This window comes from Herbaspirillum robiniae (genome assembly GCF_002213415.1).
Lineage (GTDB): Bacteria > Pseudomonadota > Gammaproteobacteria > Burkholderiales > Burkholderiaceae_D > Herbaspirillum > Herbaspirillum robiniae.
In genome coordinates this window covers 105,097-129,879 of record NZ_NJGU01000015.1, presented here as the reverse complement: position 1 = coordinate 129,879, position 24,783 = coordinate 105,097, and the positions used below count along the sequence as shown (strand labels likewise).

The following is a 24,783-nucleotide window of genomic DNA, read 5'->3' as shown; positions in this document are numbered from 1 at the left end:
GGCTTCTTGGCGGCGACTGCCTTCTTCGGAGCTGCTGCCTTCTTGGCGGCGACCGGCTTCTTGGCGGCGACTGCCTTCTTCGGAGCTGCTGCCTTCTTGGCGGCGACCGGCTTCTTGGCAGCGACTGCCTTCTTCGGTGCTGCTGCCTTAGCGGCGACGGCCTTCTTCGGTGCTGCGGCTGCCTTGGCGGCTGCCGGCTTCTTGGCAGCGGGCTTCTTGGCCGCTGCTGGCTTCTTTGCTGCTGTTGCCATTTTGTTTCTCCTTCTTCACGTGAATGGAAAAAATCAAGCTTGATATAAGCAACCCTCCTGCGACATCGCGATGAACGCAAGCGGGCTATTCATCGGCGCAAGCAGCCTGTCGCTTGCGCTAATGAATTCGGCACCAGCTGAACTGCTGCATCCCCTCACCTATGCAGCGCTTCAGCTATCTTGGCTACGCCCCTCCGGTAGTGCCCGCGCTAAGGCGCAGGAGATAGTCGACTACGGGAGCAGGCGCGAAGCCAAAAAAAACGCCAGCGTGTTCAAACGCCAGCGTCGGAATAGCACTCCTGAAAAACCATCAGGTTTTTCAAAGGAAAAGCCGCCTGACCCGACACGATGGGGTTAAGCGGCGATAACAGAGAAGAACGATTCGGCCTCTGACTGTTCATTAATTTGGCGATTGCCTTTCAGTTTCAGCAGCCGGATATCTTGCAAGCTATCCGACTGCCGTGGTGCTCATGTCTCGCTGAAGAGTACTTCGAGACAGCACATCATTCCCAACTCAGCGCGCCCCCGGTTTGGTATTCGATGACCCGGGTCTCAAAGAAGTTGCGCTCCTTCTTCAAGTCGATCATCTCGCTCATCCACGGGAACGGATTTTCTTCTTGTGCGAACAGCGGGTCCAATCCGATTTGCTGTGCGCGACGATTAGCGATGAATCGGAGGTAGCCCTTGAACATCGTTGCGTTCAACCCGAGCACGCCTCGCGGCATTGTATCCTCTGCGTAACGATATTCCAACTCCACCGCGCGTAAAAACAACGATTTGATCTCTTCGCGGAATTCCGGAGTCCACAGATGCGGGTTCTCCATCTTCACGGTGTTGATCAAGTCGATGCCGAAGTTGCAGTGCATGGACTCGTCGCGCAGGATGTACTGGTACTGCTCGGCGGCGCCCATCATCTTGTTCTGGCGGCCCAGCGCAAGGATCTGCGTGAAGCCGACGTAGAAGAACAGGCCTTCCATGATGCACGCGAAAACGATCAGCGACTTCAGCAGCGCCTGGTCGGTCTCGACGGTGCCGGTCTTGAATTCTGGATCGGTCAGCACGTCGATGAAGGGGATCAGGAACTCGTCCTTGTCGCGGATCGATTCGACTTCGTGATACGCGTTGAAGATCTCTGCCTCGTCCAGGCCCAGCGACTCGACGATGTACTGGTAGGCGTGGGTGTGGATCGCTTCTTCGAAGGCCTGGCGCAGCAGGTACTGGCGGCACTCCGGCGCGGTGATGTGGCGGTAGGTGCCCAGCACGATGTTGTTGGCGGCCAGCGAGTCGGCGGTCACGAAGAAGCCCAGGTTGCGCTTGACCAGACGGCGCTCGTCTTCGGTCAGGCCGTTCGGGTTCTTCCACAGCTCGATGTCGCGCTGCATGTTGATTTCCTGCGGCATCCAGTGGTTGGCGCAGCCGGCCAGGTACTTGTCCCAGGCCCACTTGTACTTGAACGGCACCAGCTGGTTGACGTCGGTGTGGCCGTTGATGATGCGCTTGTCGGCGGCGTTCACGCGGCGGGTGGTGTCGACCGGGGCGTCACGGGTGACCAGCGCCGGGTTCAGCGCGGCCTCGGCGAACGGCGCGCCGAAGGTGGGCTGCAGCTGAGGCTGCGGCGTGTGGGGCTTGGGGCTTGCTTGATCATCCCAGGAAAGCATATCGATTCCTTCTTTGTGGTTTGTTGCGATGCGTCGGCGATATCGCGCCGGACACTGCATCTAGTCTATTGAGGTGACAACGGCGCATCCGGTGAAGTTCACCGCGATGCGCCGGCTGTGAAGACCGGCCCGGAATCTTGCTGGCAGCTGCCGAGGATGGAATTGATCCATCTCATGAGCTTGCGATTCCGGCCGGCTTTCTGGCTTCTTACTGGCAGGCCTCGCACTCTTCGAAGCCCGGGTCGCCCGGACGCATGGTGCAGACCGGACCGTCGGCTTCGATGGAAGCGCCCGGCGTCGGCATGACGTAGGCGCTGCTGGCCGCTGCTGCCGAGGCGATCTGCGCCGCCGGCACGGCCGCAGCCGATGCCGCCGCGCCGCCGCTGACGCCGTCCACCGACACGGCGTTGAGCGCGCCGGCGCGGGAAGTCGACTTCTCGGTGTGGGTGGCGCCGATGGTGCGCAGGTAGTAGGTGGTCTTCAGGCCGCGCAGCCATGCCAGCTTGTAGGTCTCGTCCAGGCGCTTGCCGGATGCGCCGGCCATGTAGATGTTCAGCGACTGGGCCTGGTCGATCCACTTCTGGCGGCGCGAGGCGGCTTCCACCAGCCACGACGGATCCACTTCGAAAGCGGTGGCGTAGATGTCGCGCAGGTCTTGCGGCACGCGATCGATCTTGGCCAGGCTGCCGTCGAAGTACTTCAGGTCGGCGACCATCACTTCGTCCCACAGGCCGCGCGCCTTCAGGTCACGCACCAGGTACTCGTTGATTTCGGTGAATTCGCCCGACAGGTTCGACTTCACGTACAGGTTCTGGTAGGTCGGCTCGATGCAGGCCGACACGCCGATGATGTTCGAAATGGTCGCGGTCGGGGCGATCGCCACGCAGTTCGAGTTGCGCATGCCGTGTTCGGCGATGCGTGCGCGCAGGGAGGTCCAGTCCATGGTCTCGCTGCTGTCGGCTTCCAGGTAGCCGCCGCGTTCTTCGGCCAGCAGCTTCAGGGAATCCTGCGGCAGGATGCCGCGATCCCACAGCGAACCGCGGTAGGAGGTGTAGCGGCCGCGCTCTTCGGCCAGCTCGGTCGAGGCCCAGTAGGCGTAGTAGCAGACGGCTTCCATCGAACGGTCGGCGAAGGCGACGGCGTCCATCGAGGCGTACGGCACGCGCTTGATGTGCAGGCAGTCCTGGAAGCCCATGATGCCCATGCCCACCGGACGGTGACGCAGGTTGGAGTCACGCGCCTTCTTGACGGCGTAGTAGTTGATGTCGATCACGTTGTCCAGCATGCGCATCGCGGTGCGGATGGTGCGCTGCAGCTTGGCATGGTCCAGCTCGCCGTTGACCAGGTGGGCCGGCAGGTTGACCGAGCCCAGGTTGCACACGGCGATTTCCGACTCGTTGGTGTTCAGGGTGATCTCGGTGCACAGGTTGGAGCTGTGAACCACGCCCACGTGCTGCTGCGGCGAACGGATGTTGCAAGGATCCTTGAAGGTGATCCAGGGGTGACCGGTTTCGAACAGCATCGACAGCATCTTGCGCCACAGGTCGACAGCCTGGATCTTCTTGAACAGCTTCAGTTCGCCGCTGGCGGCCTTGGCTTCATAGCCGAGGTAGGCCTGTTCGAATGCCTTGCCAAACTTATCGTGCAGGTCCGGGGTGTCGCTTGGTGAGAACAGGGTCCACTCGCCCTTTTCCATCACGCGCTTCATGAACAGGTCGGGAATCCAGTTCGCGGTGTTCATGTCGTGGGTGCGGCGGCGATCGTCGCCGGTGTTCTTGCGCAGCTCGAGGAATTCCTCGATGTCCATGTGCCAGGTTTCCAGGTAGGCGCAGACCGCGCCCTTGCGCTTGCCGCCCTGGTTGACCGCCACGGCGGTGTCGTTGACCACCTTCAGGAACGGCACCACGCCTTGCGACTTGCCGTTGGTGCCCTTGATGTGGGCGCCCAGGGCGCGCACCGGGGTCCAGTCGTTGCCCAGGCCGCCGGCGAACTTGGCCAGCAGGGCGTTTTCCTTGATGGCTTCGTAGATGCCGTCGAGGTCATCGGCCACGGTCGTCAGGTAGCACGACGACAGCTGCGAACGCAGGGTGCCCGAGTTGAACAGGGTCGGGGTCGAGCTCATGAAGTCGAACGAGGACAGCAGGTCGTAGAACTCGATGGCGCGGGCTTCGCGGTCGATCTCGTTCAGGGCCAGGCCCATCGCCACGCGCATGTAGAAAGCCTGGGGCATTTCGATGCGGGTGCCGCGGATGTGCAGGAAGTAGCGGTCGTACAGGGTCTGCAGGCCGATGTAGCCGAACTGCAGGTCGCGCTCGGGCTTGATGGCGGCGGCCAGGCGCGCCAGGTCGAACTGGCCCAGCTTGGTGTCGAGCAGCTCGGCGTCGATACCCTTCTTGACGTAGGCCGGGAAGTACTCGAGGTACTCGGCCGGGGCATCGGCCTGGGCCACTTCCTTGCCGAACACTTCCTTGCGGATGGTGTGCATCAGCAGGCGCGAGGTCACCTGGCTGTAGGCCGGGTCCTTTTCCATCAGCGCGCGGGCAGCCAGGATGGCGGACTTGTACAGCTCTTCGACGGGCACGCCGTCGTACAGGTTCTTGACGGTCTCGGCCAGGATGGCTTCGCTGTCGACGTGCTTTTCCAGGCCGACGCAGGCGGCTTCGATCAGGGTGCGCACTTCGGCGATATCCAGCGGACGGCTCTTGCCGTCTTCGATCACGTGCAGCTGCGGCGCGGCGACCTCGGCCTTGGTGGCGGCGCCCTGCTGGGCGCGCTCTTCCATGCGTTTGGCGCGGTACAGCACGTAGGCGCGGGCGACGTCATGCTCGCCGGAGCGCATCAGGGCCAGTTCGACCTGGTCCTGGATATCTTCGATATGGAAAGTTCCGCCGGTGGGCTGGCGGCGCACCAGCGCCGAGACCACGTTGGTGGTCAGCTGCTCCACCATCTCGCGCACGCGCGCCGAGGCTGCGCCCTGTCCGCCGTTGACGGCCAGGAAGGCCTTGGTCACGGCGATGGAGATCTTCGAGGGTTCGAAACCGACCACGGCGCCGTTGCGGCGGATGATGCGGTATTCGCCCAGGCCGGCGCCGGATTTGACGGCGGATGCCTGGGATGCGTCGGAAGACGACTCCAGATCAGCAGCGCCGCCATACGCGGCAGGAGATTTAACGGAAATTTCTTGAGTTGAGCGCACTTAGCCTCCTAAATACATAAGTCAGACAACCGCATGGCAATTGCCCCGAGTTGCTAAAGTAGAACCTCCACAGCTGCGGGAGGTTCGCGAACGACAGAAGCGTCCCACAATGAGTATCCGCTTGCGTGGACATTCATGCTGACGCAAAAACCAAAACTGCTTTGAAACTGATGAGTAAGACGGTTGGAAGAAGGCTGGATGGGACGCGAGACGTTGTAGGACTTGGTTACTGCCTCACGAACCTTTCACCTTCTGAAGCACTGCCATCGCGGATCTGCCGTGGATGAAGACCCGGGTACAACTTCGATCTGACACACTACATCTAGTACCAAAAGAACGATTGAGACTAATTCTAGTATCGGCATTCCGATGATGCAACCGCTATTTCTCTAATTTTTCAGCCCAGGCCCGCTTGACTTTCAGGAAGTCCTGAAGGGAAGCGCAATTGCGCGCCGTTAATTATTTTCGCCAATTCTTCCCGGTAGCGCCCCCAGTCGAAAAAGGGACCGGGGTCGGTTTTGCGCACCGGCGCGATGTGCTCGTGCCCGGCCACGTCAGCGAGCGCATAGCGCTGCGCCAGTGCCGCGGTCAGGCCTGCCAGCGCCGGATACTGGGCTTGGGAAAAGGGTTCGAAGTCACTGCCTTCGACCTCGATGCCGATGGAAAAGTCATTGCAGCGCTCGCGACCGTCGAACACCGAGACCCCGGCATGCCAGGCGCGCCGGTTGGCCGAAACGAACTGGACCACCTCGCCGTCGCGCCGGATCAGGAAATGGGCCGACACCCGCAACGGCCGCAACTGGTCGAAATAGGGATGGGCGTCGTAGTCCAGCCGGTTGCAGAACAGGTCGGCGACATACGGACCGCCGAACACGCCTGGCGGCAGGCTGATGTTGTGGATCACCAGCAGGTCGGTGATGCAGCCGTCGGGCCGCTCATCGCAGTTCGGCGAAGGCTCGCGGCGGGCGGCGCTGCACCAGCCTTCGCCGTCGATGAACCATGCGCCGGCGTCGGTAGCGGAGTCGGTCATGGAATCAGAACGAGGCCAGGCGGCGGTGTTCTTCGCAGCAGTAATGCGCGCCCGAGGCGTGCACCACGGCTTCGGACACCGGGAAATGGATGCCGCAGTGCGCGCACTGCACCATGGTCTCGGCGCCTTCGCTGCGACGCTTGAAGCGCGAGGCCTTGGGCTTGGGCATGCCCGAGCCGGCCGCGTCCTGGGCCGCATCGCTGCCGGCCAGCATCGATTTCTTGGCGCGCTGGAACCACACCACCACGGCCAGCAGCACCACCAGCCAGATCAGATATTTCATGTCAGTACCCGATGCAGCACGACTTCAAGCACGAACCGGCTGCCCACATAAGCCAATAAAAGGATGGCGAAACCGGCCAGCGTGAAGCTCAGCGCGGTGCGCCCCCGCCACCCCTGCCAGCGGCGGCCGGCCAGGAGCAGGCCGAACAGCAGCCAGGACAGCATGGTGAAGACCGTCTTGTGGTCCCACCGGAAGGGCGTGCCGAACAACTGCTCGGAGAACACAACGCCCGACAGCACGGTCAGCGTCAACAGGACGAAACCGAAGCCGATCAGGCGAAACAGCAATTTTTCCATCGTCAGCAGCGCCGGCAGGCGATCCAGCGCCATGGCGAACCAGCCGGTCTGCGCGGCCGGACCCGGGCGCGTATGCAGGCGCGACTCCTGCAGCACCATCAGCACCGCGTGGAAGGCGGCGATGGTCAGCGTGCTGTAGGCCAGGATGGAGATGGCGATGTGCGCCAGGAACCAGTCCGACTTGCCCGCCAAGACGATCATGTTGCCGGGGAAGATGCTGGGCAGCACCACCGACACGGCGGCCACCGGCAGCACCAGCACGCGCATGCTGTCGAGCGAGAAGTTGCGGTTCTCCAGCCAGTAGGCGGCCACCGAGATCCACAGCGTGGCCGACAGCATCACCGCAAACCCGACCCGCAGCGCCTCGGGGGCGAACATGTCCGACAGCAGCGCCCCGCCGTGCAGGACCCAGCCGAGCACGATGCCCAGGGAAATCGGCGTGCGCCGCTCCGAAGGCATGAAGGCGCAGCCCAGGTAGAGCAGCGCGGCCAGGATGAAGAAATAAGTTTGCATCGGCTAAGTTTACACCATGTCGGACCACGTCCCACCGGCGCGGCCCGCCTGCAGGCGGCGATCGCGGCCGATGAGCCCGCGCGGCCGACGCGAAAAACATCTCCTCTATATATAGAGGCGAATTCGTGGAATCAAAGACCGCCCGGCGGCCGGGCGGGGGCGCATTTTACACGCCCAAACGAAACACGGCAGGCGAGCCTGCCGTGTCCGTGGGCCTGCGCCGGGGTTCAGTCGACCGCGGCCGCCTTCATCTCGGCGTTGTGATGGCGCTGCTGCTCCTCCATCACCAGCTGGCCGAGTTCGCGCTTCAGGGCGTTGAACTCGGGATCGGCCGGATCGCGCAGGCGCGGCAGGCTGACCATCATGTCGCGCTTGATGGTGCCGGGGCGGTAGGTCATCACCACGATGCGGTCGGCCAGGTAGATGGCTTCCTCGATGCTGTGGGTGACGAAGACGATGGTCTTCCTGAACTCGTCCCAGATGCGCAGCAGCTCATCCTGCAGGTTGCGCCGGGTCAGCGCATCGAGCGCGCCGAAGGGCTCGTCCATCAGCATGATGGGCGAGTCCAGCGCCAGCACGCGGGCGATCGCCACCCGCTGGCGCATGCCGCCCGACAGGTCCTTGGGGAAGCGGCTGCGGAAGTCGATCAGGCCCAGCTTGTCCAGCAGCTGGGTCACGCGCGCGGTGATCTCGGCCTTGGGCGTGCCCTTGATCTCCAGGCCGAAGGCGACGTTCTGCTCCACCGTCATCCAGGGGAACAGCGCGTATTCCTGGAACACCATGCCGCGGTCCGGCCCCGGCTCTTCCACCAGCTTGCCGCCGGTGGTGATGCTGCCCGAAGAAGGCAGCGCAAAGCCGGCGATGGCGTTGAGCAAGGTCGACTTGCCGCAGCCCGAGGGACCGAGCAGGCAGACGAACTGGCCGTCCGGGATCTCGAGGTTGATGTCCTTCAGGGCCACGACCTCGCGGTCGTCGGTCTTGAAGACCTTGTTCACGCCCGATATCCGGATCTGCGGCGAAGAATGGTTGGTGCTCATGTCAGTTCTCCAGCCCGCGGTGCCAGCGCAGCATGTAGTTGTTCAGGCGGCTCATGCCGAGGTCGATCGCCAGGCCCAAGAGGCCGATGGTGATCATGCCGGCGATGATCTTGTCCGACCAGAAATACTCGCGCGCTTCCATGATGCGGAAACCCAGGCCGTTGCTGACCGCGATCATCTCGGCCACGATCACCACGATGAAGGCGGTGCCGATGCCGATGCGCACGCCCGACAGGATGTAGGGCACGGCCGCCGGCAGCATCACGCGCATGAACAGCGTGCTCTGGCTGGCGCCCAGGTTGCGCGCCGCGCGCAGGTAGATGCTGTCGACCTGGCGCACGCCGGCGATGGTGTTCATCAGCACCGGGAAGAACGCGCCCAGCGAGATCAGGAACAGGGCCGGCGGATTGCCCAGCCCGAACCACAGGATCGCCAGCGGGATGTAGGCGATCGGCGGGATCGGGCGGATCACCTGCACGGTCAGGTTCATCAGGCCGTAGATGCGCTGGCTGGAACCCATCAAGAGACCCAGCGGCAACGCCAGGCCGGCGCCGATCAGGAAGCCCGCCACCACGCGGTACAGGCTGCCGATGGCGTCCATCACCAGCTCGCCCGAGAAGGCCCAGGCCAGCCAGCTGCCGTCGGCGGCGGCGTCGTAGGGCTTCATCGGCGTGGCGTACTCGTACCACTTGTGCAGCACCGCCCAGGGCGAAGGCAGGATCTGCGGATTGATCCAGCCTGCCCGGGAAGCGCCTTCCCAGATCGCGATCACGATCAGGGGCACCAGCAGTCCCTGCAGGACGCCCCCCGTCTTCTGTTTTGCCATGACGCCTTCCTTACTTGAGGTTCATGCTCTTCTTGGCATCATCGAGCAGGTCCAGCTTCACCCAATCCTTGGCCACCGGCGGCTTGGCCATCTTGCCGGTGCCGTACTTGGCCATGGTGTCGGTGGTGACCTGGATATGCTCGGCCGTGATGTTGTAGGCATAAGGCGAGTTGCCGATGGCGTCGTAGAAGTCTTCCTTGGTGATCTGGTTCTTGAAGATCACTTCACGCACGTACTTCTCGGCGGTCTCCGGCTTGTCCATGAAGGTCTTGGTGGCTTCCAGGAAGCACTTCATGAATTTCTCGGCCAGCGGACGCTTTTCCTTGTAGAACTTCTCGGTCATCACCATGGTGCGGTAGGGTTCGCCGATCGGGGTGTCGTAAGGCTTCATCACCTCCACGCCGAAGCCCTTGTTGATGGCCTGCGAGGACTGCGGCTCGCTTTGCATCATGGCGTCGATGTTCTTGCCCAGGAGCGCCTGGTTCAGGTCGGCGAAGGCCAGGTAGACGATGGTCACGTCCTTGGCCGACAGGCCGTTCTGGCCCAGCTCGGCGTCCAGCAGCACCTCGTGGATGCCGCCGCGGGTGACGCCGACCTTCTTGCCCTTCAAGTCCTTGACCGACTTGATGCCGGAATCCTTGCCCGCCACCAGGCGCGCGCCGCCCTTGGCGAAACCGGCCACCACGTAGATCGGCGCGCCGTTGGCGCGGCCCGAGATGGCGGCCTCCGATGCGGTGGTGCCCACGTCGAGCTCACCGGCCAGGATGCCCTGCATCACGTCGGGGCCCTTGGGGAACACCTTTTCATCGACCTTGATGCCGCACTTGGGGGCGATCTCCTTGATATAGGACACCGCGCCGTAGTGGGCGAATTTCAGGTTGCCCAGGCGGATCACCTCGTCGGCGGCCTGGCTGCTTGCCGAAAAGCCGGCGCTCGCCAGCAGGGCCAGTGCGATCAGTTTCTTCTGCATTTCCGTTCTCCTCTTGTGCTCGTTATTGTTCCGTTGGCCGGTGCGCTCCGGCAGGTCTCGATGGTCGGGCGCCCGGCGGGACCGGGGCCTTTTTGCTCTTGATGCGCTTGGAAATTCAGGCCAAATGTATACACAAAGTCAGGCCCCAGTACAAGCTGTTAATTTCCCTTACAACCACCATATGGACAGCATCGCCGCCGCGAGTGCGGCGGGCCGATCGGTTAAAATGCGGGATTGCCCGGCCCCGCGCCGCTTTCAGGCCGCGGGCCTCACTCATTTGCAGACATCACCATGCTAGACAACCTGACCCAACGCCTCGCCAAAGTCGTCAAAACCATGCGCGGCGAGGCGCGCCTGACCGAATCGAATACCGCCGAGATGCTGCGCGAAGTGCGCCTGGCGCTGCTGGAGGCCGACGTCGCCCTGCCCGCCGTGCGCGAGTTCATCGCCAAGGTCAAGGAAAAGGCGGTCGGCGAAGAAGTGATCGGCTCGCTGACCCCGGGCCAGGCGCTGGTGGGCGTGGTGCAGCGCGAGCTGGCCAGCCTGATGGGCGCCGACCTTGGCCCCGAGGCCTCGCAGCTCAACTTCGCCACCCAGCCGCCGGCGATCATCCTGATGGCCGGCCTGCAAGGCGCGGGTAAAACCACCACCGTCGGCAAGCTGGCCAAGTACCTGCGCGAAAACAAGAAAAAGAAAGTGCTGACCGTCTCCGCCGACGTCTACCGCCCGGCCGCCATCGGCCAGCTGGAAACCGTGACCGGCCAGGCCGGCGCCGACTTCTTCCCCAGCCAGCCGACCGACAAGCCGGTCGACATCGCCCTGGCCGCGCTGGACTGGGCCAAGAAGCACCATCACGAAGTGCTGATCGTCGACACCGCCGGCCGCCTGGGTATCGACCAGGAGATGATGGACGAGATCCGCGCCGTGCACAGCGCCATCAAGCCGATCGAAACCCTGTTCGTGGTCGACGCCATGCTCGGCCAGGATGCCATCAACACCGCCCGCGCCTTCAGCGACGCCCTGCCGCTGACCGGCATCGTGCTGACCAAGCTGGACGGCGACTCGCGCGGCGGCGCCGCGCTGTCGGTGCGCCACATCACCGGCAAGCCGATCAAGTTCGCCGGCGTGGCCGAGAAGCTGGACGGCCTGGAAGCCTTCGACCCCTCGCGCATGGCCAACCGCATCCTGGGCATGGGCGACATCCTGGCGCTGGTCGAGGAAGCCCGCAAGGGCGTGGACATGGCCGCGGCCGAAGGCCTGGCCAACAAGATCAAGGGCGGCGGCAAGTTCGACCTCAACGACTTCAAGGCGCAGCTGTCGCAGATGAAGAAGATGGGCGGCCTCTCCGGCCTGCTGGACAAGCTGCCGGCGCAGATGCAAGCCGCCGCCGGCAACGCCAACATGGACCAGGCCGAGAAGAACGTGCGCCGCATGGAAGGCATCATCAATTCGATGACCGCGGCCGAACGCGCCAAGCCCGAGCTGATCAAGGCGGCCCGCAAGCGCCGCATCGCCGCCGGCGCCGGCGTGCAGGTGCAGGAAGTCAACCGCATGCTGTCGCAGTTCGAGCAGATGCAATCGATGATGAAGAAGCTCAAGGGCGGCGGCATGATGAAGATGATGCGCGGCATGAAGGGCATGCTGCCCGGCGGCATGCGCTGAAATCCCCCGGTTTCCCTCTGTCCGGCGGCCGCAGCGCCGCCGGATTTTCTTGCGCCCCTCCCTTCTCCTTCCCGCCTCTTTTCTCCGTCCTGGAGAACGCACGAAAACGGCGCTGAAATTGTAAAAATTAACACGCGGTTTACATCGCCGGATCACGCCCGCCGATGGTGCGAATAATGCTGTTGCGCGGTCCACTGCCATCCGCCGCGATCCCTTTACCGGCGCGGCTTGTCGGCGAATCGGCCGGGCCCGTTGTTTCCCGGTGTTTTTGCGCCGAAAACCCGTAAAAAATACTTGCGTGGCCGCGCAATCCACACCACTATTAGCGGTGCGTAATTGACGCATCCAATCCATTCCTTGTCGAAGGAGTCTTTCAGATGGCCACAGCAAAAAAACCAGCAGCCGCAGTAAAGAAGCCCGCAGCAAAAACCGCCGCCAAACCGGCAGCCAAGAAGCCCGCAGCCAAGGCTGCAGCGCCTAAGGCGGCCCCGAAGGCAGCCGCCAAGCCGGCGGCCAAGCCAGCAGCAAAGGCAGCTCCGAAAGCAGCACCGAAGAAGGCCGCAGCAAAAACCGCAGCCAAGCCGGCAGCCAAGAAGCCCGCCGCGAAGCGCACTCCCAATGCCGCATTCATGAAGCCGCTGACCCCGTCGGCAGCCCTGGGCGAAGTGGTCGGTTCCAAGCCGCTGCCGCGCACCGAGGTGACCAAGAAGGTCTGGGAATACATCAAGAAGCACAAGCTGCAAAACACCGAGAACAAGCGCAACATCGATGCCGACGACAAGCTCAAAGCCATCTTCGGCGGCAAGAAGCAGGTCACGATGTTCGAAATGACCAAGCTGATTTCGGCCCACCTGAGCTGATCTCGCCGTCCGCGGTTTGCAAGCGTCTTGCAAACAAAAACGCCCGCGCAGCATGCGGGCGTTTTTGTTTTGTGACGGAATGTTTCAACGCGACGCCATCCTGCCTCCCCGCCCTCCCCCGTGCGCGTTTCTCCTGCGCGCGCATTCCGCTTGTCCGACCCGATATCGTCCGCTTTTCTGATGGCGCCGCCGCCGTGCGCCGCCTACCATGGGGCTACTTTGCAGTGGTGTCTGCGCGGCCTGCATCGGCGCGTGCCTGCGGGCAGTTTGCGGTCGCTGCGACCGCGAAACATCCTGCAATGATTGCCCCGATGCAAGCGCGAACCCGCCGGCGGAAACGGGTGTCTATCACCAGTCATTCATCGATGAGCTTGCCGCAAGCGCATCCACACAAGAAAGGAAATGACCATGGCAAACCAGCAACCCAAATTTCATCACCAGATCGGTCGTTCGGCCTGTGCCTTGGTGATCGGCCTGGCCGCCCTGGGCGGCGCCTCGCATGTCTTCGCGGCCGGCAAGGCGGACAACTCGACCTACAAGCAGGAGGTCGCCGCCTGCAACAACGGCAGCTCCAACCAGGATCGCGCCACCTGCCTGCGCGAGGCCGGCGCCGCCAAGTATGAAGCGGGCCGCGGCAACCTGACCGACCCCGGCCAGGCGCAACTGAAGGAAAACGCCATGAAGCGCTGCGAAGGCCTGCCGCAGATCAACCGCGTCGACTGCGAAAAGCGCATGAACGGTGGCGGCGTGGCTGACGGCAATGCGCGCGACGGCGGCATCTACCGCGAGACCGTGACCATCGTTCCGGGCACGCCGACGTCCAGCCAGTAAGCAGGAAAGCAGGAAGCTGCAAGCGGAACGGCCTGCAAAAGAACAAGGAAGAGCAGAGAGCAAAAGAAAAAGGCGGATGCCATTGGCATCCGCCTTTTTTATCGTCCTCCCGTGGCGCCGCGTCGTTGTGCGGCGTCGAAGCCTCAGGCCGCCAGCTTGCCCTTGATGAAGGACAGCGCGTCGGCCAGCGGCACCTGGGTCGCTTCGGTATCGCGACGGCCCTGGTATTCGACGTTGCCGTCCTTCAGGCCGCGGTCGCCCACCACGATGCGGTGCGGCACGCCGATCAGCTCCCAGTCGGCGAACATCGCGCCCGGGCGCTCGCCGCGGTCGTCCAGCACCACGTCCACGCCGGCATCGGTCAGCTGCGCGTACAGCTTGTCGATCTCGGTCTTGACCGCTTCGCTGCGGTCGTAGCCCATCGGGCACAGCACCACCTGGAAGGGCGCAATCGAGGTCGGCCAGATGATGCCGCGCTCGTCGAAGTTCTGCTCGATGGCCGCACCCAGGATACGGGTCACGCCGATGCCGTAGCAGCCCATCACCAGCGGCTGCGGCTTGCCGGCTTCATCCAGGTAGGTGGCCTTCATCGACTCCGAATAGGTGGTGCCCAGCTGGAACACGTGGCCCACTTCGATGCCGCGCTGGATCGCCAGCACGCCACGGCCATCCGGCGAGGCGTCGCCCTCGACCACGTTGCGCAGGTCGGCCACCAGCGGCTCGGGCAGGTCACGGCCCCAGTTGGCGCCGGTGTAGTGGAAGTCTGCTTCATTGGCGCCGCAGACGAAGTCGGCCATGTTGGCCACGGTGCGGTCGGCCACCACCTTGACCGGCTTCCTGGTGCCGATCGGGCCCAGGTAGCCCGGCGGGGTGCCGAAGTACTCGACGATCTCGGCTTCGTTGGCAAAGCGATAGGTGCCCAGGCCCGGGACCTTGCTGGCCTTCACTTCGTTCAGTTCATGGTCGCCGCGCAGCATCAGCAGCCAGATTTCCTTCTTGGCGGGATCTTCGTTGTCGACCGCCAGCACGATGGACTTGACGGTACGCGCCAGCGGCAGGCCCAGCAGTTCGGCCACGGCCTCGCACTTGGCTTTGCCGGGAGTGGCAGTCTTCTTCAGTTCTTCCTTGGCGGCGCCGCGCGCGCTGTCGATGGCCAGCGCTTCGGCCGCTTCCATGTTGGCGGCGTAGTCGGAGGTCGGGCAGTAGACCAGCGCGTCTTCGCCGGTGGCGGCGATCACGTGGAACTCATGCGAACCGGAACCGCCGATGGCGCCGTTGTCGGCGGCCACGGCGCGGAACTCCAGACCGAAGCGGGTGAAGATGCGCACATAGGCGTCATACATCGCCTGGTAGGACTTCTTCAGTCCGTCCATGTCGCGGTCGAAGGAGTAGGCGTCCTTCATCGTGAATTCGCGGCCGCGCATCAGGCCGAAGCGCGGGCGACGCTCGTCGCGGAACTTGGTCTGGATGTGATAGAAGTTCACCGGCAGCTGCTTGTAGCTGCGCAGCTCGGTACGGGCCACGTCGGTCACCACTTCCTCGGAAGTCGGCTGGATGGCGAAGTCGCGGCCATGGCGATCCTTCACGCGCATCAGCTCGGCGCCCATCTTGTTCCAGCGGCCGGTTTCCTGCCACAGCTCGGCCGGCTGCACCACCGGCATCAGCAGCTCGATGGCGCCGGCGCGGTTCATTTCCTCGCGCACGATCGCCTCGACCTTGCGGATCACGCGCAGGCCCATCGGCATATAGGTGTAGATGCCGGCGCCAAGACGCTTGATCATCCCCGAGCGCATCATCAGCTTGTGGCTGACGATTTCAGCGTCAGAAGGAGCTTCTTTCAGGGTGGAAATAAAAAAACGTGAGGCGCGCATGACGGTCGGTTCTTTTTAAAAAGAGGAGGGTTATAATCGTTCTAATTTTAAAGGATTAGCTGGCTGATGCGCCCACTCTTTGCAGAATTGGTCCTAGTTTCAATGACATCCGCTTATCGATGTGATTGCTCCTGACGCGCCCGCCGCGCTGCCGTTCCGGCCGCGCGCGCAGTCGCACGAGTCCGCCTGAGAGGGACGTCCAGCCGCAGAAAGTTTTGAGGTACACCATGCTGGATCGAGAAGGCTTTCGCCCGAACGTCGGCATCATTCTGCTCAACGCCCAGAACGAGGTGTGGTGGGGCAAGCGCGTGCGCGAGCACTCATGGCAATTTCCGCAAGGCGGCATCAAGCACGGCGAGACGCCCGAGCAGGCGATGTTCCGCGAGCTCGAAGAGGAAATCGGCCTGCGCGCCGAACATGTGAAGATCATCGGCCGCACCCGCGACTGGCTGCGTTACGAAGTCCCCGACCATTTCATCAAGCGCGAAGTGCGCGGCCATTATCGCGGCCAGAAACAGATCTGGTTCCTGCTGCGCATGGTCGGCCGCGACTGCGACGTCAACCTGCGCGGCACCTCGCATCCCGAATTCGACGCCTGGCGCTGGCACGACTACTGGGTCCCGCTGGACGTGGTGATCGAGTTCAAGCGCGAGGTCTACCAGCAGGCGCTGCAGGAGCTCTCGCGCTTCCTGAATCGCCCTTCGCATGGTCCGCACCCGCGCGGCGCGCGCCCCGGCAACCAGCACAAGAACCAGCCGCAACAGGCCTTGCCGCCCGACGCAGCCCCTTCGCCCGACACCAAGTGAGTCCCATGCCATCGTTCCAGCAGCCCCAGCAGTACGCCAAATCGTCCTCCTCCAATCTGCGCCTGCTGCGCCGCGCCGTGCTGGCGTGCTCGCTGGCCGCCGCCTGCGCCGGCACGCTGGCGCAAAGCCTGGACGAGGACTTCGACGACGAAGAAAAGCCCTGGCAGGAAATCGCCGTGCAGCTGCCGCCCACGCCGCAGGACCAGAACCTGGCCGAGTTCTACCTCAGCCCCAACGCCACCATGAAGGCCTATGTGGACCTGAACTCGGTCTCCATCGGCGGCGACAAGGTGGTCCGCTACACGGTCGTGACCCGCACCGAAGGCGGCGCCGTCAACGTCATGTATGAAGGCATGCGTTGCGAGACCTGGGAAAAGAAGACCTACGCCTTCGGCCATCCGGACGGCAAGTGGTCGCGCTCGCGCCGCGACAAATGGCAGCCGATCCGCGACATCGGCGTCAACCGCATCGACGGCGCGCTGTTCCGCGACTACTTCTGCGACGGCAAGATGATCGCCGACAACGAGAACCTCAAGAGCATCGTCGCCCGCCTGAAGTCGCAGACGCGCATCGATCCGGTACGCCGCTGAACCGACGCGAAACGCCCTTCCGGGGCGCCATGAAAAAAGCGCGGCATGGCCGCGCTTTTTTATCGTTTATACAATTTCCGACCTGATCAGAGCAGCACCATGTTGTCGCGGTGGACCAGCTCCGGCTCCTCCACGAACCCGAGGATGGCGTGGATTTCCGAGGACGGATGGCGGATGATGCGGCGCGCGTCCGAGCTGGTGTAGTTGCTCATGCCGCGCGCGATCGCCCGGCCGGATGCGTCCACGCAGGTGATCACGTCGCCGCGGCCGAACTCGCCGGCCACTTCCACCACGCCGATGGGCAGCAGGGATTTGCCTTCCGAAGTCAGCTTCTGCACTGCGCCGGCGTCCAGCACCACGCGACCGGCGGTCTGCAGGTGGTCGGCCATCCATTGCTTGCGCGCGGTCAGCTGCGCGGTCTCGGCGTTCAACTGGGTGCCGATCGCTTCGCCCGCGGCCAGGCGGGTCAGCACGCTCTCTTCGCGGCCCCAGGCGATCACGGTATGCGCGCCCGAAGTGGCCGCGCGCTTGGCCGCGAGGATCTTGGTCAGCATGCCGCCGCGGCCGATGCCGGTGCCGGTGCCGCCGGCGATCAGCTCCAGCGCGGGGTCGCCCGCGCGCGCCTCGGTGATCAAGGTCGCGGCCGGATCCTTGCGCGGATCGGCGGTGAACAGGCCAGGCTGGTCGGTCAGGATCACCAGCGCGTCGGCTTCGATCAGGTTGGCCACCAGCGCGCCCAGCGTGTCGTTGTCGCCGAACTTGATTTCATCGGTGACGACCGTGTCGTTCTCGTTGATGACCGGGACCACGCCCAGCTGCAGCAGCGCAAACAGCGTGGAGCGCGCGTTCAGATAGCGCTCGCGGTCGGCCAGGTCGGCGTGGGTCAGCAGCACCTGGGCGGTGTGCAGTTCGTGCTTGCGGAAACTCGTTTCGTAGATCTGCGCCAGGCCCATCTGGCCGACGGCGGCGCAGGCCTGCAGGTGATGGATGCCGGTGGGGCGCTTGTCAAAGCCCAGGCGCTGCATGCCCTCGGCCACGGCGCCGGAGCTGACCAGCACCACTTCCTTGCCCAGCGCGCGCAACTGCGCGATCTGCTCGGCCCAGCGCGCGATGGCGCCGGCGTCCAAGCCCTTGCCGTCATTGGTGACCAGCGATGAACCTACCTTGATGATCAGCCGTTTGGCGCTTTGAATGACCGATTGCATATTGTTCTGAGACGCGAAATCCGAAAGCGGAGATGATAGCCTGAACGGAACGGCCGCGCAGCCGCCCGTGGGGGCAGCGCGACCGGCGCAATTGCTCAGTCGATGACTTTGAAGCGCGGATCGTCCGGATCGATGCTGGAGATGCCGCGGGCTTCCTCGGTCATCTGCGTTTCTTCGGCGCGATGCTCTTCGGCGCGCTTGGTCTCGAGGTAGCTGTAGATCTCGTTGATCAGCTCTTCGCAGCCGTCGCGGTTCAGCGCCGAGATTTCGAACACCGGGCCCTTCCAGCCGAAGCGCTTGACGAAGTCCTTCACGCGCTTGGCGCGCTCGCCCTCGGGCACCACGTCCAGCTTGTTGAGCACCAGCCAGCGCGGCTTGTCGAACAGCGACTGGTCGTAGTTCTTCAGCTCCTTGACGATGGCCTTGGCTTCCTTGACCGGATCGACTTCCTCGTTGAACGGCGCGACGTCGACGATGTGCAGCAGCAGGCCGGTGCGCTGCAGGTGGCGCAGGAACTGCACGCCCAGGCCGGCGCCGTCGGCGGCGCCTTCGATCAGGCCGGGAATGTCGGCGATCACGAAGCTCTTTTCATGGCTCACGCGCACCACGCCCAGGTTGGGATGCAGCGTGGTGAACGGGTAGTCGGCGATCTTCGGGCGCGCGTTGGACACGGCGGTGATGAAGGTCGACTTGCCGGCGTTGGGCATGCCCAACAGGCCAACGTCGGCCAGCACCTTCAGCTCCAGGCGCAGTTCGCGATGTTCGCCTTCCTTGCCTTCGGTCTTCTGGCGCGGCGCGCGGTTGGTCGAAGTCTTGAAGTGGATATTGCCCCAGCCGCCTTCGCCGCCCTTGGCCAGCAGCACGGTCTGTTCGTGGTGGGTCAGGTCGGCGATGTGCTCGCCGGTGTTCTTGTCCACGATCAGCGTGCCGACCGGCATGCGCAGGTACATGTCGTCGGCGCCCTTGCCGTAGCAATCGGAGCCGCGGCCGTTTTCACCGCGGCCGGCGCGGTGCAGCTTGGCGTAGCGGTAGTCGATCAGCGTGTTGACGTTGCGGTCGGCCACGGCCCAGATGCTGCCGCCCTTGCCGCCGTCGCCGCCGTCGGGTCCGCCGAAGGGACGGAATTTTTCGCGGCAGAAACTGGCCACGCCGTTGCCGCCGTCGCCGGCGATAACTTCAATTTTGGCTTCGTCGATGAATTTCATGGTTCTACAACCCCTGTGGAGCCGTAAACAAAACGTCGGTGCCATCGACATGCAAGGATGACGCGGCGCTTTGTTGACGGCTCTTCAAAAAACTAAAAAGGCTCCACCAGGGGCAGAGCCTTTTTTGATGCCTGTTCCGGCCGAAGCCGGATGGCCCGATACGCTTAAGCCGTGACGACGGTAGCGTACTGGCGCTGTTGCAGGCCCTTGACAACGAACTTCACCTTGCCGTCCTTCAGGGCGAACAGGGTGTGGTCCTTGCCGACGCCGACGTTTTCACCAGCGTGGACGCGGGTGCCGCGTTGACGCACGATGATGCCGCCTGCGTTGATCACTTGGCCGCCGTAAACCTTGACGCCGAGGCGCTTCGATTCTGAATCACGGCCGTTGCGCGTAGTGCCGCCGCCTTTTTTGTGTGCCATTTAAGACTCCTTGATTACTTTGAATTGAACTGGTGAACCGGATCCCGATGTGCAACGCAATTAAGCGTTGATCGAGACGATTTGCAGTTCGGTGTAGTTCTGACGGTGGCCTTGACGCTTCTGATAGTGCTTACGGCGACGCATCTTGAAGATACGGACCTTGTCATGGCGACCTTGCGCTACCACAGTAGCCAGCACCGTTGCACCTGCGACCAGCGGCGCACCGAACTTGACGGTTTCGCCGGCGCCCACTGCGAGCACCTGATCCAAAGTGATTTCGGAGCCAATGTCAGCCGGTATCTGTTCTACTTTGAGTTTTTCGCCAGCAGCAACTTTGTATTGTTTGCCGCCGGTTTTTATGACCGCGTACATGTGAAACCTCATCGAATGATTAATGAACGATTTTCTCCTGCGCGCCCTGCGATAAATTGCTGGCGAAACAGGAAAACCCCAAATTATACATAGACTTAGCTCCTCGGTCAAAGGGCTTGGGCGCCGCGTAGACCGCAACGCAACACAGTTTCCGGAAGGACAATCAGGCACCGTTGCAGCCCTGGCAAGGCCCATCCGGCCAAAAGTTTCCCCGCAGCACGGGAATCCCGGAAAATCCGTCGCCACCGCCTTTGGCGTGGGGACGCGTTGTCATCGTATAATCTCGTGATAACCCATTTCCCACAGGTTCCGCCTTGTCTGCCGCCGTACAACCCGCTTCGCAACAAACCATCCTGCAACCGATCGTCGCCGACATGGAAGCGGTCAACGCCGTCATCCGCCGGCAACTGTACTCGGAGGTGCCGCTGGTCAACCAGGTGGCCGAATACATCATCAGCGCCGGCGGCAAGCGCCTGCGCCCGGTGCTGGTCGTGCTCATCGCCAACGCCTTCGGCTACAAGGGCGAGCACCACCACTCGCTGGCGGCGGTGATCGAGTTCATCCATACCGCCACCCTGCTGCACGACGATGTGGTCGACGAATCCTCCCTGCGCCGCGGCAAGCAGACCGCCAACGCCATGTTCGGCAACGCCGCCTCGGTGCTGGTGGGCGACTTCCTGTACTCGCGCGCCTTCCAGATGATGGTGGGCGTGGGCAACCCCCGCGTGATGGAAATCGTGGCCGACGCCACCAACGTCATCGCCGAGGGCGAAGTGTTGCAGCTGCTCAACATGCACAACCCGGACGTCGACGAGTCCGGCTACCTGCAGGTGATCCGCTCCAAGACCGCCAAGCTGTTCGAGGCCGCCAGCCAGATCGGCGCCCTGATCGCCGGCGCCGATGAAGCCGGCATCGAAGCCGCCGGCGAATACGGCCGCTCCATCGGCACCGCCTTCCAGCTCATCGACGACGTGCTGGACTACTCCGGCAACAGCGAAGAAATCGGCAAGAACGTCGGCGACGACCTGCGCGAAGGCAAGCCCACGCTGCCGCTGATCTGGCTGATGCAGCACGGCACCGCGCAGCAGCGCGAACTGGTGCGCACCTGTATCGAGAACGGCGACGAGCAGCATTTCGACGAAGTGCTGGCCGCCATCACCCACTCGGGCGCCCTGGCCTACACCCGCGAGCAGGCCGAAATCGCGGCGCGACGCGCGGCGGACGCAATAGTTTCACTTCCGGATAGCCAATTCAAAAAATCCCTGTTAGAATTATCGGCTTTCGCAGTAGACCGGAATCATTGATTCAGTTCTCACTCGACGGGGTGTAGCTTAGCCTGGTAGAGCGCTACGTTCGGGACGTAGAGGCCGGAGGTTCGAATCCTCTCACCCCGACCAGATTCGTCCGGCAAGTCATTCGGCTTGCTTCGGACACGCAGGAAAAAAGAAAAAAGCCCAGCACGCGCTGGGCTTTTTCTTTTTCCGCAAGCAGTTACCTCAGCTGCCCGCCTCATCCTCTCCTTCCCCATACTGCCCTACCCCCACACTTAACTTATCCACAAGCTACGCCGCAGCCAGCGACGAGATCCTGTTGACCAGCATGCCCGCCAGCCACTGGATGCCCATGTCGTTGGCGAAATGCAAATGGGTATGCACCTGCACTTCGATGGACGGCGTCTCGAACGGCAGCTCCAGCAGGGCGAACTCCCCCAGGCGATTGACGCGCCGCGCGATGCTGCGCGGATAGATCACCGCCAGGTCGGTCTGGCGCACGATCTCCGGCGCCATCGTGAAATGTCCCAATTGCAGCGCGGTGTTGCGGCGAATCCCGCTTTCATCCAGCCAGCGCTCGACCATCTGGTGGCCGGTGGCCTCGGTGCTCACATAGATGAAGCGCTGGTCGGCGAACGCGGCCTGCGTGAGCGGCCCGGCGGCGATCGGATGGTCGGCCCGCACCAGGCAGACGAAGCTGTCCGTCAACAGCCATTTGTGCTCGCACTCTCCCTTTAATCCAGGCAGGTAGCCCACCGCCAGGTCGACGTCGCCGGTGTAGAGCGACGCGCCGACCGTGCGCACATCCAGCCTCACCACTTCCAGCCGCACCTGCGGCGCCGAGGTCTCCAGCTCCGCCAGCAGCGGCGGCAGGTAGTAGTACTCGGACACATCCGACATCGCCACGCGAAACACGCGGCTGGCGCGCGCCGGATCGAACGCGGCGTATTGCAGCACGGCGCCGTTGATGATGCCGATGGCCTGGCGCAACGGGCTTTGCAGCTGCGTGGCGGCGGTGGTCGGCACCATGGAATTGGCTTCCCGCACGAACAGCGGATCGTTGAATTCGGAACGCAGCCGCTTGAGCGCATGGCTGACGGCCGATTGCGTCAGGCACAGCTTGTCGCCGGCGCCGGTGAGGCTCTTGGTATCCCAGATCGCGAGAAAGACCCGGATCAGGTTCAGGTCGATGGTTTCTGTATTAATTCTATTCATTTAATGTATGACTATTATGAATTTGACTAATACATGACCAGCCGTGAAACTGAACCCATCAACACCAGCCATCCATTGAAGCCATCATGAACCACTCGCTGCTCGAACCCGCCTCGCCGCCCGCCGTGTCCGATCCTGCTGCCGGCGCCGCCGGCATTTCCGCATGGAGTCCCGAGATGGATGCGATCATCCGCGAGGTGACGGCGCGTCGCGACGAGTTCGACCAGCTGACCTATGTGCCGCGTGACGCCATCGCCACCATGAAACGTGCAGGCATATTCCGTGCCAGCACCCCGAAGCGCTTCGGCGGCGCGGCGCTGGCGCCGGGCGAATTCTTGCAGATGGTGGAGCGCATTTCCGCCGCCGACGGCTCGGCCGGATGGGTCGCGGCCTTCGGCTCGGCCAATACCTATCTGGCGCCACTGCCGCTGGCCACCCAGCAGCAGATCTACGCCGGCGGCCCCGACCAGGTCTATGCCGGCGGCCTGTACCCCTTGCAAAGCGCGCAAGCCGCGCCCGGCGGCTGGAAGATCTCGGGGCGCTGGCATTTCGCCAGCGGCTGCAAGGGCGCCGACTGGATCGGCGTGGGCATCAAGAACGATGCGCCGCCGGTGGACGGCGTGCCGGCGCCGGCGATCATGGCCGTGATGCCGGCCTCGGAAGTGGAAATCGTGCACAACTGGAACGTGGTCGGCATGCAAGGCACCGGCAGCCACGACACCCGCCTGCAAGACAAATTCGTCGCGCATGAATGGACCTGCGCGCGCGGCGCCCCGGGGCTGATCGACGAGCCGCTGTATCGCTATCCCTCGCTGGCCTACCAGGCCGAAGTGCACGCTGCGGTCAACATCGGCCTGGCGCGCGCGGCACTGGACATCGTCACCGAGATGGCCGGCGGCGCCAAGATCATGCCGGGCGCGCCCCGACTTGGTGATCGCGCCTACTACCGCATCAAACTGGGGATGGGCGAAGCGAAGTGGCGCAGCGCGCGCATGTTCTTCTACGACGCCTGCGGCCGCGCCTGGGACCAGGTCCTGGCGGGCAACCCGGTCTCCGAACAGCTCGACACCCTGCTCAAGCTCTCCGCCACCTATGCCGCGCGGGTGTCCATGGAAGTGGTCAACGAAGCCTACCAGGCGGCCGGCATGGCGGCCATCCAGCGTACCCACCGCATGCAGCGCATCGTGCGCGACGCCATGGTGGTGACGCAGCACGCGGCGCTGTCGGAAATGAACTACGAAACCGCAGGCGCGGTATTTGCGAAGGGTATGCCATCACTGGCGCCGATGAAGTAGGAAACGGTTTCACCCAGCACCGAACTTCGCAGGCGCCGACCGGGAGGCGCCTGCCGCCTCCCGCGGCCTGCCGGCCTGCGGGAATTCCGCTGTACGGCTCCGGGGCCGCCGCCGCCACTCCACTGGCGTTCCATCTCACACCAATATGAGGATAAAGCTCGTGACCCACACCACCGTTTCTCGACGCCGCCGCAACCTGCTCCTGGGGGGAGCCTCCATGATCGCCGCCGGCACGCTGCCGACCTTGCCCGCACTGGCGCAAGGCGCACCCGTGACCATCGGCGTGGGCGCCGATCCCGTGTTCACCGCCTTCTTCGTGGCCGCCAACGAAAAGCTGTTCGCCAAGCACGGCGCCAACGTCACCGTGCAGTCCTACACCGACGGCGGCGAGGCGCTCAACGCGCTGGTGGCCAACCAGGTCAACCTGGCCTGCGCGGGCGAGCCGACCCACATCGTGCGCCTGTCGCGCGCCGAGCTGCGCCCGCTGGCCGTGACCTACCAGTCCAAGACCTACCTCAAGCTGGTGGCGCGCAAGGAGATCGCCTCGGCCGACAAGATCAAGAAGTTCGGCATCGTCGCCGGCTCGGTGTCCGAGTACGTCACCGGCCTGACGATGAAGAAGCTGGGCATCGACGCTACCAAGGTCGAGATGGTGCGCTCCGGTCCGCCGGAACTGCCCGCGCTGCTGGCGCGCGGCGACATCGACGGCTACTTCGTCTGGGAACCCTGGCCCACGCTGGGCGTGCAGCAAGGCGGCCACGTGCTGATGACCTGCGGCGACGTCGGCTACACCAGCACGTTGTGGCTGTCGGCCACCGCGGGCTGGCTGGCGACCAACAAGGAGGTCGCGGGCAATATCCTCAAGGCGCTGGCCGAGGCCGCCGAGATCACCCGCAAGGACCCGCCGCGCGCCGCGCAATCGGTGCAGGCGGTGACCCGCATCCCGGTGCCGCAGACCCTCAACTCGCTCAAGGACATGGAGCCGGTGGTACGCGATTTCAGCGACGCCGACCTCAAGACCGCCAATGCGATCGGCGAATTCCTGCTCTCCAAGCAAGCCATCAAGGCGCCGGTGGACATGGGCAAGATCCTGCAGCGCGGCTTCTACAAGGGGTAAG

23 protein-coding genes and 1 tRNA gene are annotated in these 24,783 nt (G+C 63.6%); 9 read left to right on the top strand and 15 right to left on the bottom strand.

The annotated features are described in order from the left end of the window. The 9 genes from CEJ42_RS22375 to CEJ42_RS22335 all read right to left on the bottom strand — a co-directional run. Positions 1-251: hypothetical protein (locus tag CEJ42_RS22375; protein WP_207760471.1), on the bottom strand; the 251-nt coding region annotated here is incomplete at its 3' end. Positions 252-754: 503 nt separating this feature from the next. After that, on the bottom strand, positions 755-1,909 hold the full coding sequence (locus tag CEJ42_RS22370; protein WP_079217060.1) for a ribonucleotide-diphosphate reductase subunit beta: 1,155 nt from the start codon (positions 1,907-1,909) through the stop codon (positions 755-757). Between the two features lie 208 nt (positions 1,910-2,117). After that, positions 2,118-5,105, bottom strand: coding sequence for a ribonucleoside-diphosphate reductase subunit alpha (locus CEJ42_RS22365; RefSeq protein ID WP_088752599.1), 2,988 nt, complete (start codon positions 5,103-5,105; stop codon positions 2,118-2,120). A 397-nt stretch (positions 5,106-5,502) separates the two neighbouring features. Then, complete coding sequence (gene ampD, locus CEJ42_RS22360) at positions 5,503-6,135, bottom strand: 1,6-anhydro-N-acetylmuramyl-L-alanine amidase AmpD (RefSeq protein ID WP_088752598.1); 633 nt, start codon at positions 6,133-6,135, stop codon at positions 5,503-5,505. A gap of 4 nt (positions 6,136-6,139) precedes the next feature. Further along, positions 6,140-6,418, bottom strand: a complete 279-nt coding sequence (locus tag CEJ42_RS22355; RefSeq protein ID WP_088752597.1) for a PP0621 family protein — start codon at positions 6,416-6,418, stop codon at positions 6,140-6,142. Continuing rightward, complete coding sequence (locus CEJ42_RS22350; protein ID WP_079217064.1) at positions 6,415-7,227, bottom strand: cytochrome C assembly family protein; 813 nt, start codon at positions 7,225-7,227, stop codon at positions 6,415-6,417. Before CEJ42_RS22350 ends, CEJ42_RS22355 begins: the two co-directional genes overlap by 4 nt. A gap of 227 nt (positions 7,228-7,454) precedes the next feature. Further along, positions 7,455-8,264 carry an ABC transporter ATP-binding protein gene (locus CEJ42_RS22345; protein ID WP_079217065.1) on the bottom strand — a complete coding sequence of 270 codons (810 nt, stop codon included), beginning with the start codon at positions 8,262-8,264 and terminating at the stop codon, positions 7,455-7,457. A 1-nt stretch (position 8,265) separates the two neighbouring features. Then, positions 8,266-9,090, bottom strand: coding sequence for an ABC transporter permease (locus CEJ42_RS22340; RefSeq protein WP_088752596.1), 825 nt, complete (start codon positions 9,088-9,090; stop codon positions 8,266-8,268). Between the two features lie 10 nt (positions 9,091-9,100). Then, a complete protein-coding gene (locus tag CEJ42_RS22335) occupies positions 9,101-10,060 on the bottom strand; it encodes an ABC transporter substrate-binding protein (protein ID WP_079217067.1) in 960 nt (319 codons plus the stop codon). 291 nt (positions 10,061-10,351) lie between these two features. On the opposite strand from CEJ42_RS22335, the gene ffh reads away from it, so the two are divergent. The 3 genes from ffh (at position 10,352) to CEJ42_RS22320 (ending at position 13,413) form a co-directional block, all read left to right on the top strand. Next, on the top strand, positions 10,352-11,722 hold the full coding sequence (gene ffh / locus CEJ42_RS22330; RefSeq protein ID WP_079217068.1) for a signal recognition particle protein: 1,371 nt from the start codon (positions 10,352-10,354) through the stop codon (positions 11,720-11,722). Between the two features lie 377 nt (positions 11,723-12,099). Continuing rightward, on the top strand, positions 12,100-12,582 hold the full coding sequence (locus CEJ42_RS22325; protein WP_088752595.1) for an SWIB/MDM2 domain-containing protein: 483 nt from the start codon (positions 12,100-12,102) through the stop codon (positions 12,580-12,582). Between the two features lie 408 nt (positions 12,583-12,990). Beyond that, positions 12,991-13,413, top strand: coding sequence for a hypothetical protein (locus CEJ42_RS22320; RefSeq protein WP_079219224.1), 423 nt, complete (start codon positions 12,991-12,993; stop codon positions 13,411-13,413). 143 nt (positions 13,414-13,556) lie between these two features. Here CEJ42_RS22320 and CEJ42_RS22315 read toward each other — a convergent pair whose 3' ends face one another. After that, entirely contained in the window at positions 13,557-15,284 is a 1,728-nt protein-coding gene (locus CEJ42_RS22315; RefSeq protein ID WP_088752594.1) for a proline--tRNA ligase, read from the bottom strand. Positions 15,285-15,511: 227 nt separating this feature from the next. On the opposite strand from CEJ42_RS22315, the gene CEJ42_RS22310 reads away from it, so the two are divergent. Further along, a complete protein-coding gene (locus tag CEJ42_RS22310; protein WP_079217071.1) occupies positions 15,512-16,090 on the top strand; it encodes an RNA pyrophosphohydrolase in 579 nt (192 codons plus the stop codon). A 5-nt stretch (positions 16,091-16,095) separates the two neighbouring features. Then, positions 16,096-16,680 carry a CNP1-like family protein gene (locus CEJ42_RS22305; RefSeq protein ID WP_079217072.1) on the top strand — a complete coding sequence of 195 codons (585 nt, stop codon included), beginning with the start codon at positions 16,096-16,098 and terminating at the stop codon, positions 16,678-16,680. Positions 16,681-16,766: 86 nt separating this feature from the next. On the opposite strand, the gene proB is transcribed toward CEJ42_RS22305, so the two are convergent. The 4 genes from proB to rplU form a co-directional block, all read right to left on the bottom strand. After that, positions 16,767-17,885 (bottom strand): glutamate 5-kinase, encoded by a 1,119-nt coding sequence (gene proB, locus CEJ42_RS22300; RefSeq protein WP_079217073.1) that lies wholly within the window; start codon positions 17,883-17,885, stop codon positions 16,767-16,769. Positions 17,886-17,980: 95 nt separating this feature from the next. Then, positions 17,981-19,090: an Obg family GTPase CgtA gene (cgtA, locus tag CEJ42_RS22295; RefSeq protein WP_079217074.1), complete on the bottom strand. Its 1,110-nt coding sequence runs from the start codon at positions 19,088-19,090 to the stop codon at positions 17,981-17,983. Positions 19,091-19,254: 164 nt separating this feature from the next. After that, complete coding sequence (rpmA, locus tag CEJ42_RS22290) at positions 19,255-19,512, bottom strand: 50S ribosomal protein L27 (protein ID WP_006713216.1); 258 nt, start codon at positions 19,510-19,512, stop codon at positions 19,255-19,257. A 60-nt stretch (positions 19,513-19,572) separates the two neighbouring features. After that, positions 19,573-19,884: a 50S ribosomal protein L21 gene (rplU, locus tag CEJ42_RS22285; protein WP_006713215.1), complete on the bottom strand. Its 312-nt coding sequence runs from the start codon at positions 19,882-19,884 to the stop codon at positions 19,573-19,575. 374 nt (positions 19,885-20,258) lie between these two features. Here rplU and ispB point away from each other — a divergent pair, with 374 nt between their 5' ends. Then, positions 20,259-21,188, top strand: a complete 930-nt coding sequence (gene ispB / locus CEJ42_RS22280) for an octaprenyl diphosphate synthase (RefSeq protein WP_175354654.1) — start codon at positions 20,259-20,261, stop codon at positions 21,186-21,188. A 16-nt stretch (positions 21,189-21,204) separates the two neighbouring features. Then, positions 21,205-21,281 (top strand) — tRNA-Pro (locus CEJ42_RS22275). 165 nt (positions 21,282-21,446) lie between these two features. Here CEJ42_RS22275 and CEJ42_RS22270 read toward each other — a convergent pair. Continuing rightward, positions 21,447-22,370, bottom strand: coding sequence for a LysR family transcriptional regulator (locus CEJ42_RS22270; protein ID WP_079217076.1), 924 nt, complete (start codon positions 22,368-22,370; stop codon positions 21,447-21,449). An 86-nt stretch (positions 22,371-22,456) separates the two neighbouring features. Between CEJ42_RS22270 and CEJ42_RS22265 the strand changes: the two genes are divergently transcribed. Both CEJ42_RS22265 and CEJ42_RS22260 read left to right on the top strand, forming a co-directional pair. Continuing rightward, a complete protein-coding gene (locus CEJ42_RS22265) occupies positions 22,457-23,665 on the top strand; it encodes an acyl-CoA dehydrogenase family protein (RefSeq protein ID WP_088752593.1) in 1,209 nt (402 codons plus the stop codon). Positions 23,666-23,825: 160 nt separating this feature from the next. Continuing rightward, positions 23,826-24,782: an ABC transporter substrate-binding protein gene (locus tag CEJ42_RS22260; protein WP_088752592.1), complete on the top strand. Its 957-nt coding sequence runs from the start codon at positions 23,826-23,828 to the stop codon at positions 24,780-24,782. The last annotated feature ends 1 nt before the right edge of the window (position 24,783 follow it).

Coding starts and splice junctions, on each gene's coding strand:
- CEJ42_RS22370 (WP_079217060.1), bottom strand. CDS start 1,909: ATGCTTTCCTGGGATGATCAAGCAAGCCCCAAGCCCCACACGCCGCAG.
- ampD (WP_088752598.1), bottom strand. CDS start 6,135: ATGACCGACTCCGCTACCGACGCCGGCGCATGGTTCATCGACGGCGAA.
- CEJ42_RS22355 (WP_088752597.1), bottom strand. CDS start 6,418: ATGAAATATCTGATCTGGCTGGTGGTGCTGCTGGCCGTGGTGGTGTGG.
- CEJ42_RS22350 (WP_079217064.1), bottom strand. CDS start 7,227: ATGCAAACTTATTTCTTCATCCTGGCCGCGCTGCTCTACCTGGGCTGC.
- CEJ42_RS22345 (WP_079217065.1), bottom strand. CDS start 8,264: ATGAGCACCAACCATTCTTCGCCGCAGATCCGGATATCGGGCGTGAAC.
- CEJ42_RS22340 (WP_088752596.1), bottom strand. CDS start 9,090: ATGGCAAAACAGAAGACGGGGGGCGTCCTGCAGGGACTGCTGGTGCCC.
- CEJ42_RS22335 (WP_079217067.1), bottom strand. CDS start 10,060: ATGCAGAAGAAACTGATCGCACTGGCCCTGCTGGCGAGCGCCGGCTTT.
- ffh (WP_079217068.1), top strand. CDS start 10,352: ATGCTAGACAACCTGACCCAACGCCTCGCCAAAGTCGTCAAAACCATG.
- CEJ42_RS22325 (WP_088752595.1), top strand. CDS start 12,100: ATGGCCACAGCAAAAAAACCAGCAGCCGCAGTAAAGAAGCCCGCAGCA.
- CEJ42_RS22320 (WP_079219224.1), top strand. CDS start 12,991: ATGGCAAACCAGCAACCCAAATTTCATCACCAGATCGGTCGTTCGGCC.
- CEJ42_RS22315 (WP_088752594.1), bottom strand. CDS start 15,284: ATGCGCGCCTCACGTTTTTTTATTTCCACCCTGAAAGAAGCTCCTTCT.
- CEJ42_RS22310 (WP_079217071.1), top strand. CDS start 15,512: ATGCTGGATCGAGAAGGCTTTCGCCCGAACGTCGGCATCATTCTGCTC.
- CEJ42_RS22305 (WP_079217072.1), top strand. CDS start 16,096: ATGCCATCGTTCCAGCAGCCCCAGCAGTACGCCAAATCGTCCTCCTCC.
- proB (WP_079217073.1), bottom strand. CDS start 17,885: ATGCAATCGGTCATTCAAAGCGCCAAACGGCTGATCATCAAGGTAGGT.
- cgtA (WP_079217074.1), bottom strand. CDS start 19,090: ATGAAATTCATCGACGAAGCCAAAATTGAAGTTATCGCCGGCGACGGC.
- rpmA (WP_006713216.1), bottom strand. CDS start 19,512: ATGGCACACAAAAAAGGCGGCGGCACTACGCGCAACGGCCGTGATTCA.
- rplU (WP_006713215.1), bottom strand. CDS start 19,884: ATGTACGCGGTCATAAAAACCGGCGGCAAACAATACAAAGTTGCTGCT.
- ispB (WP_175354654.1), top strand. CDS start 20,259: ATGGAAGCGGTCAACGCCGTCATCCGCCGGCAACTGTACTCGGAGGTG.
- CEJ42_RS22270 (WP_079217076.1), bottom strand. CDS start 22,370: ATGAATAGAATTAATACAGAAACCATCGACCTGAACCTGATCCGGGTC.
- CEJ42_RS22265 (WP_088752593.1), top strand. CDS start 22,457: ATGAACCACTCGCTGCTCGAACCCGCCTCGCCGCCCGCCGTGTCCGAT.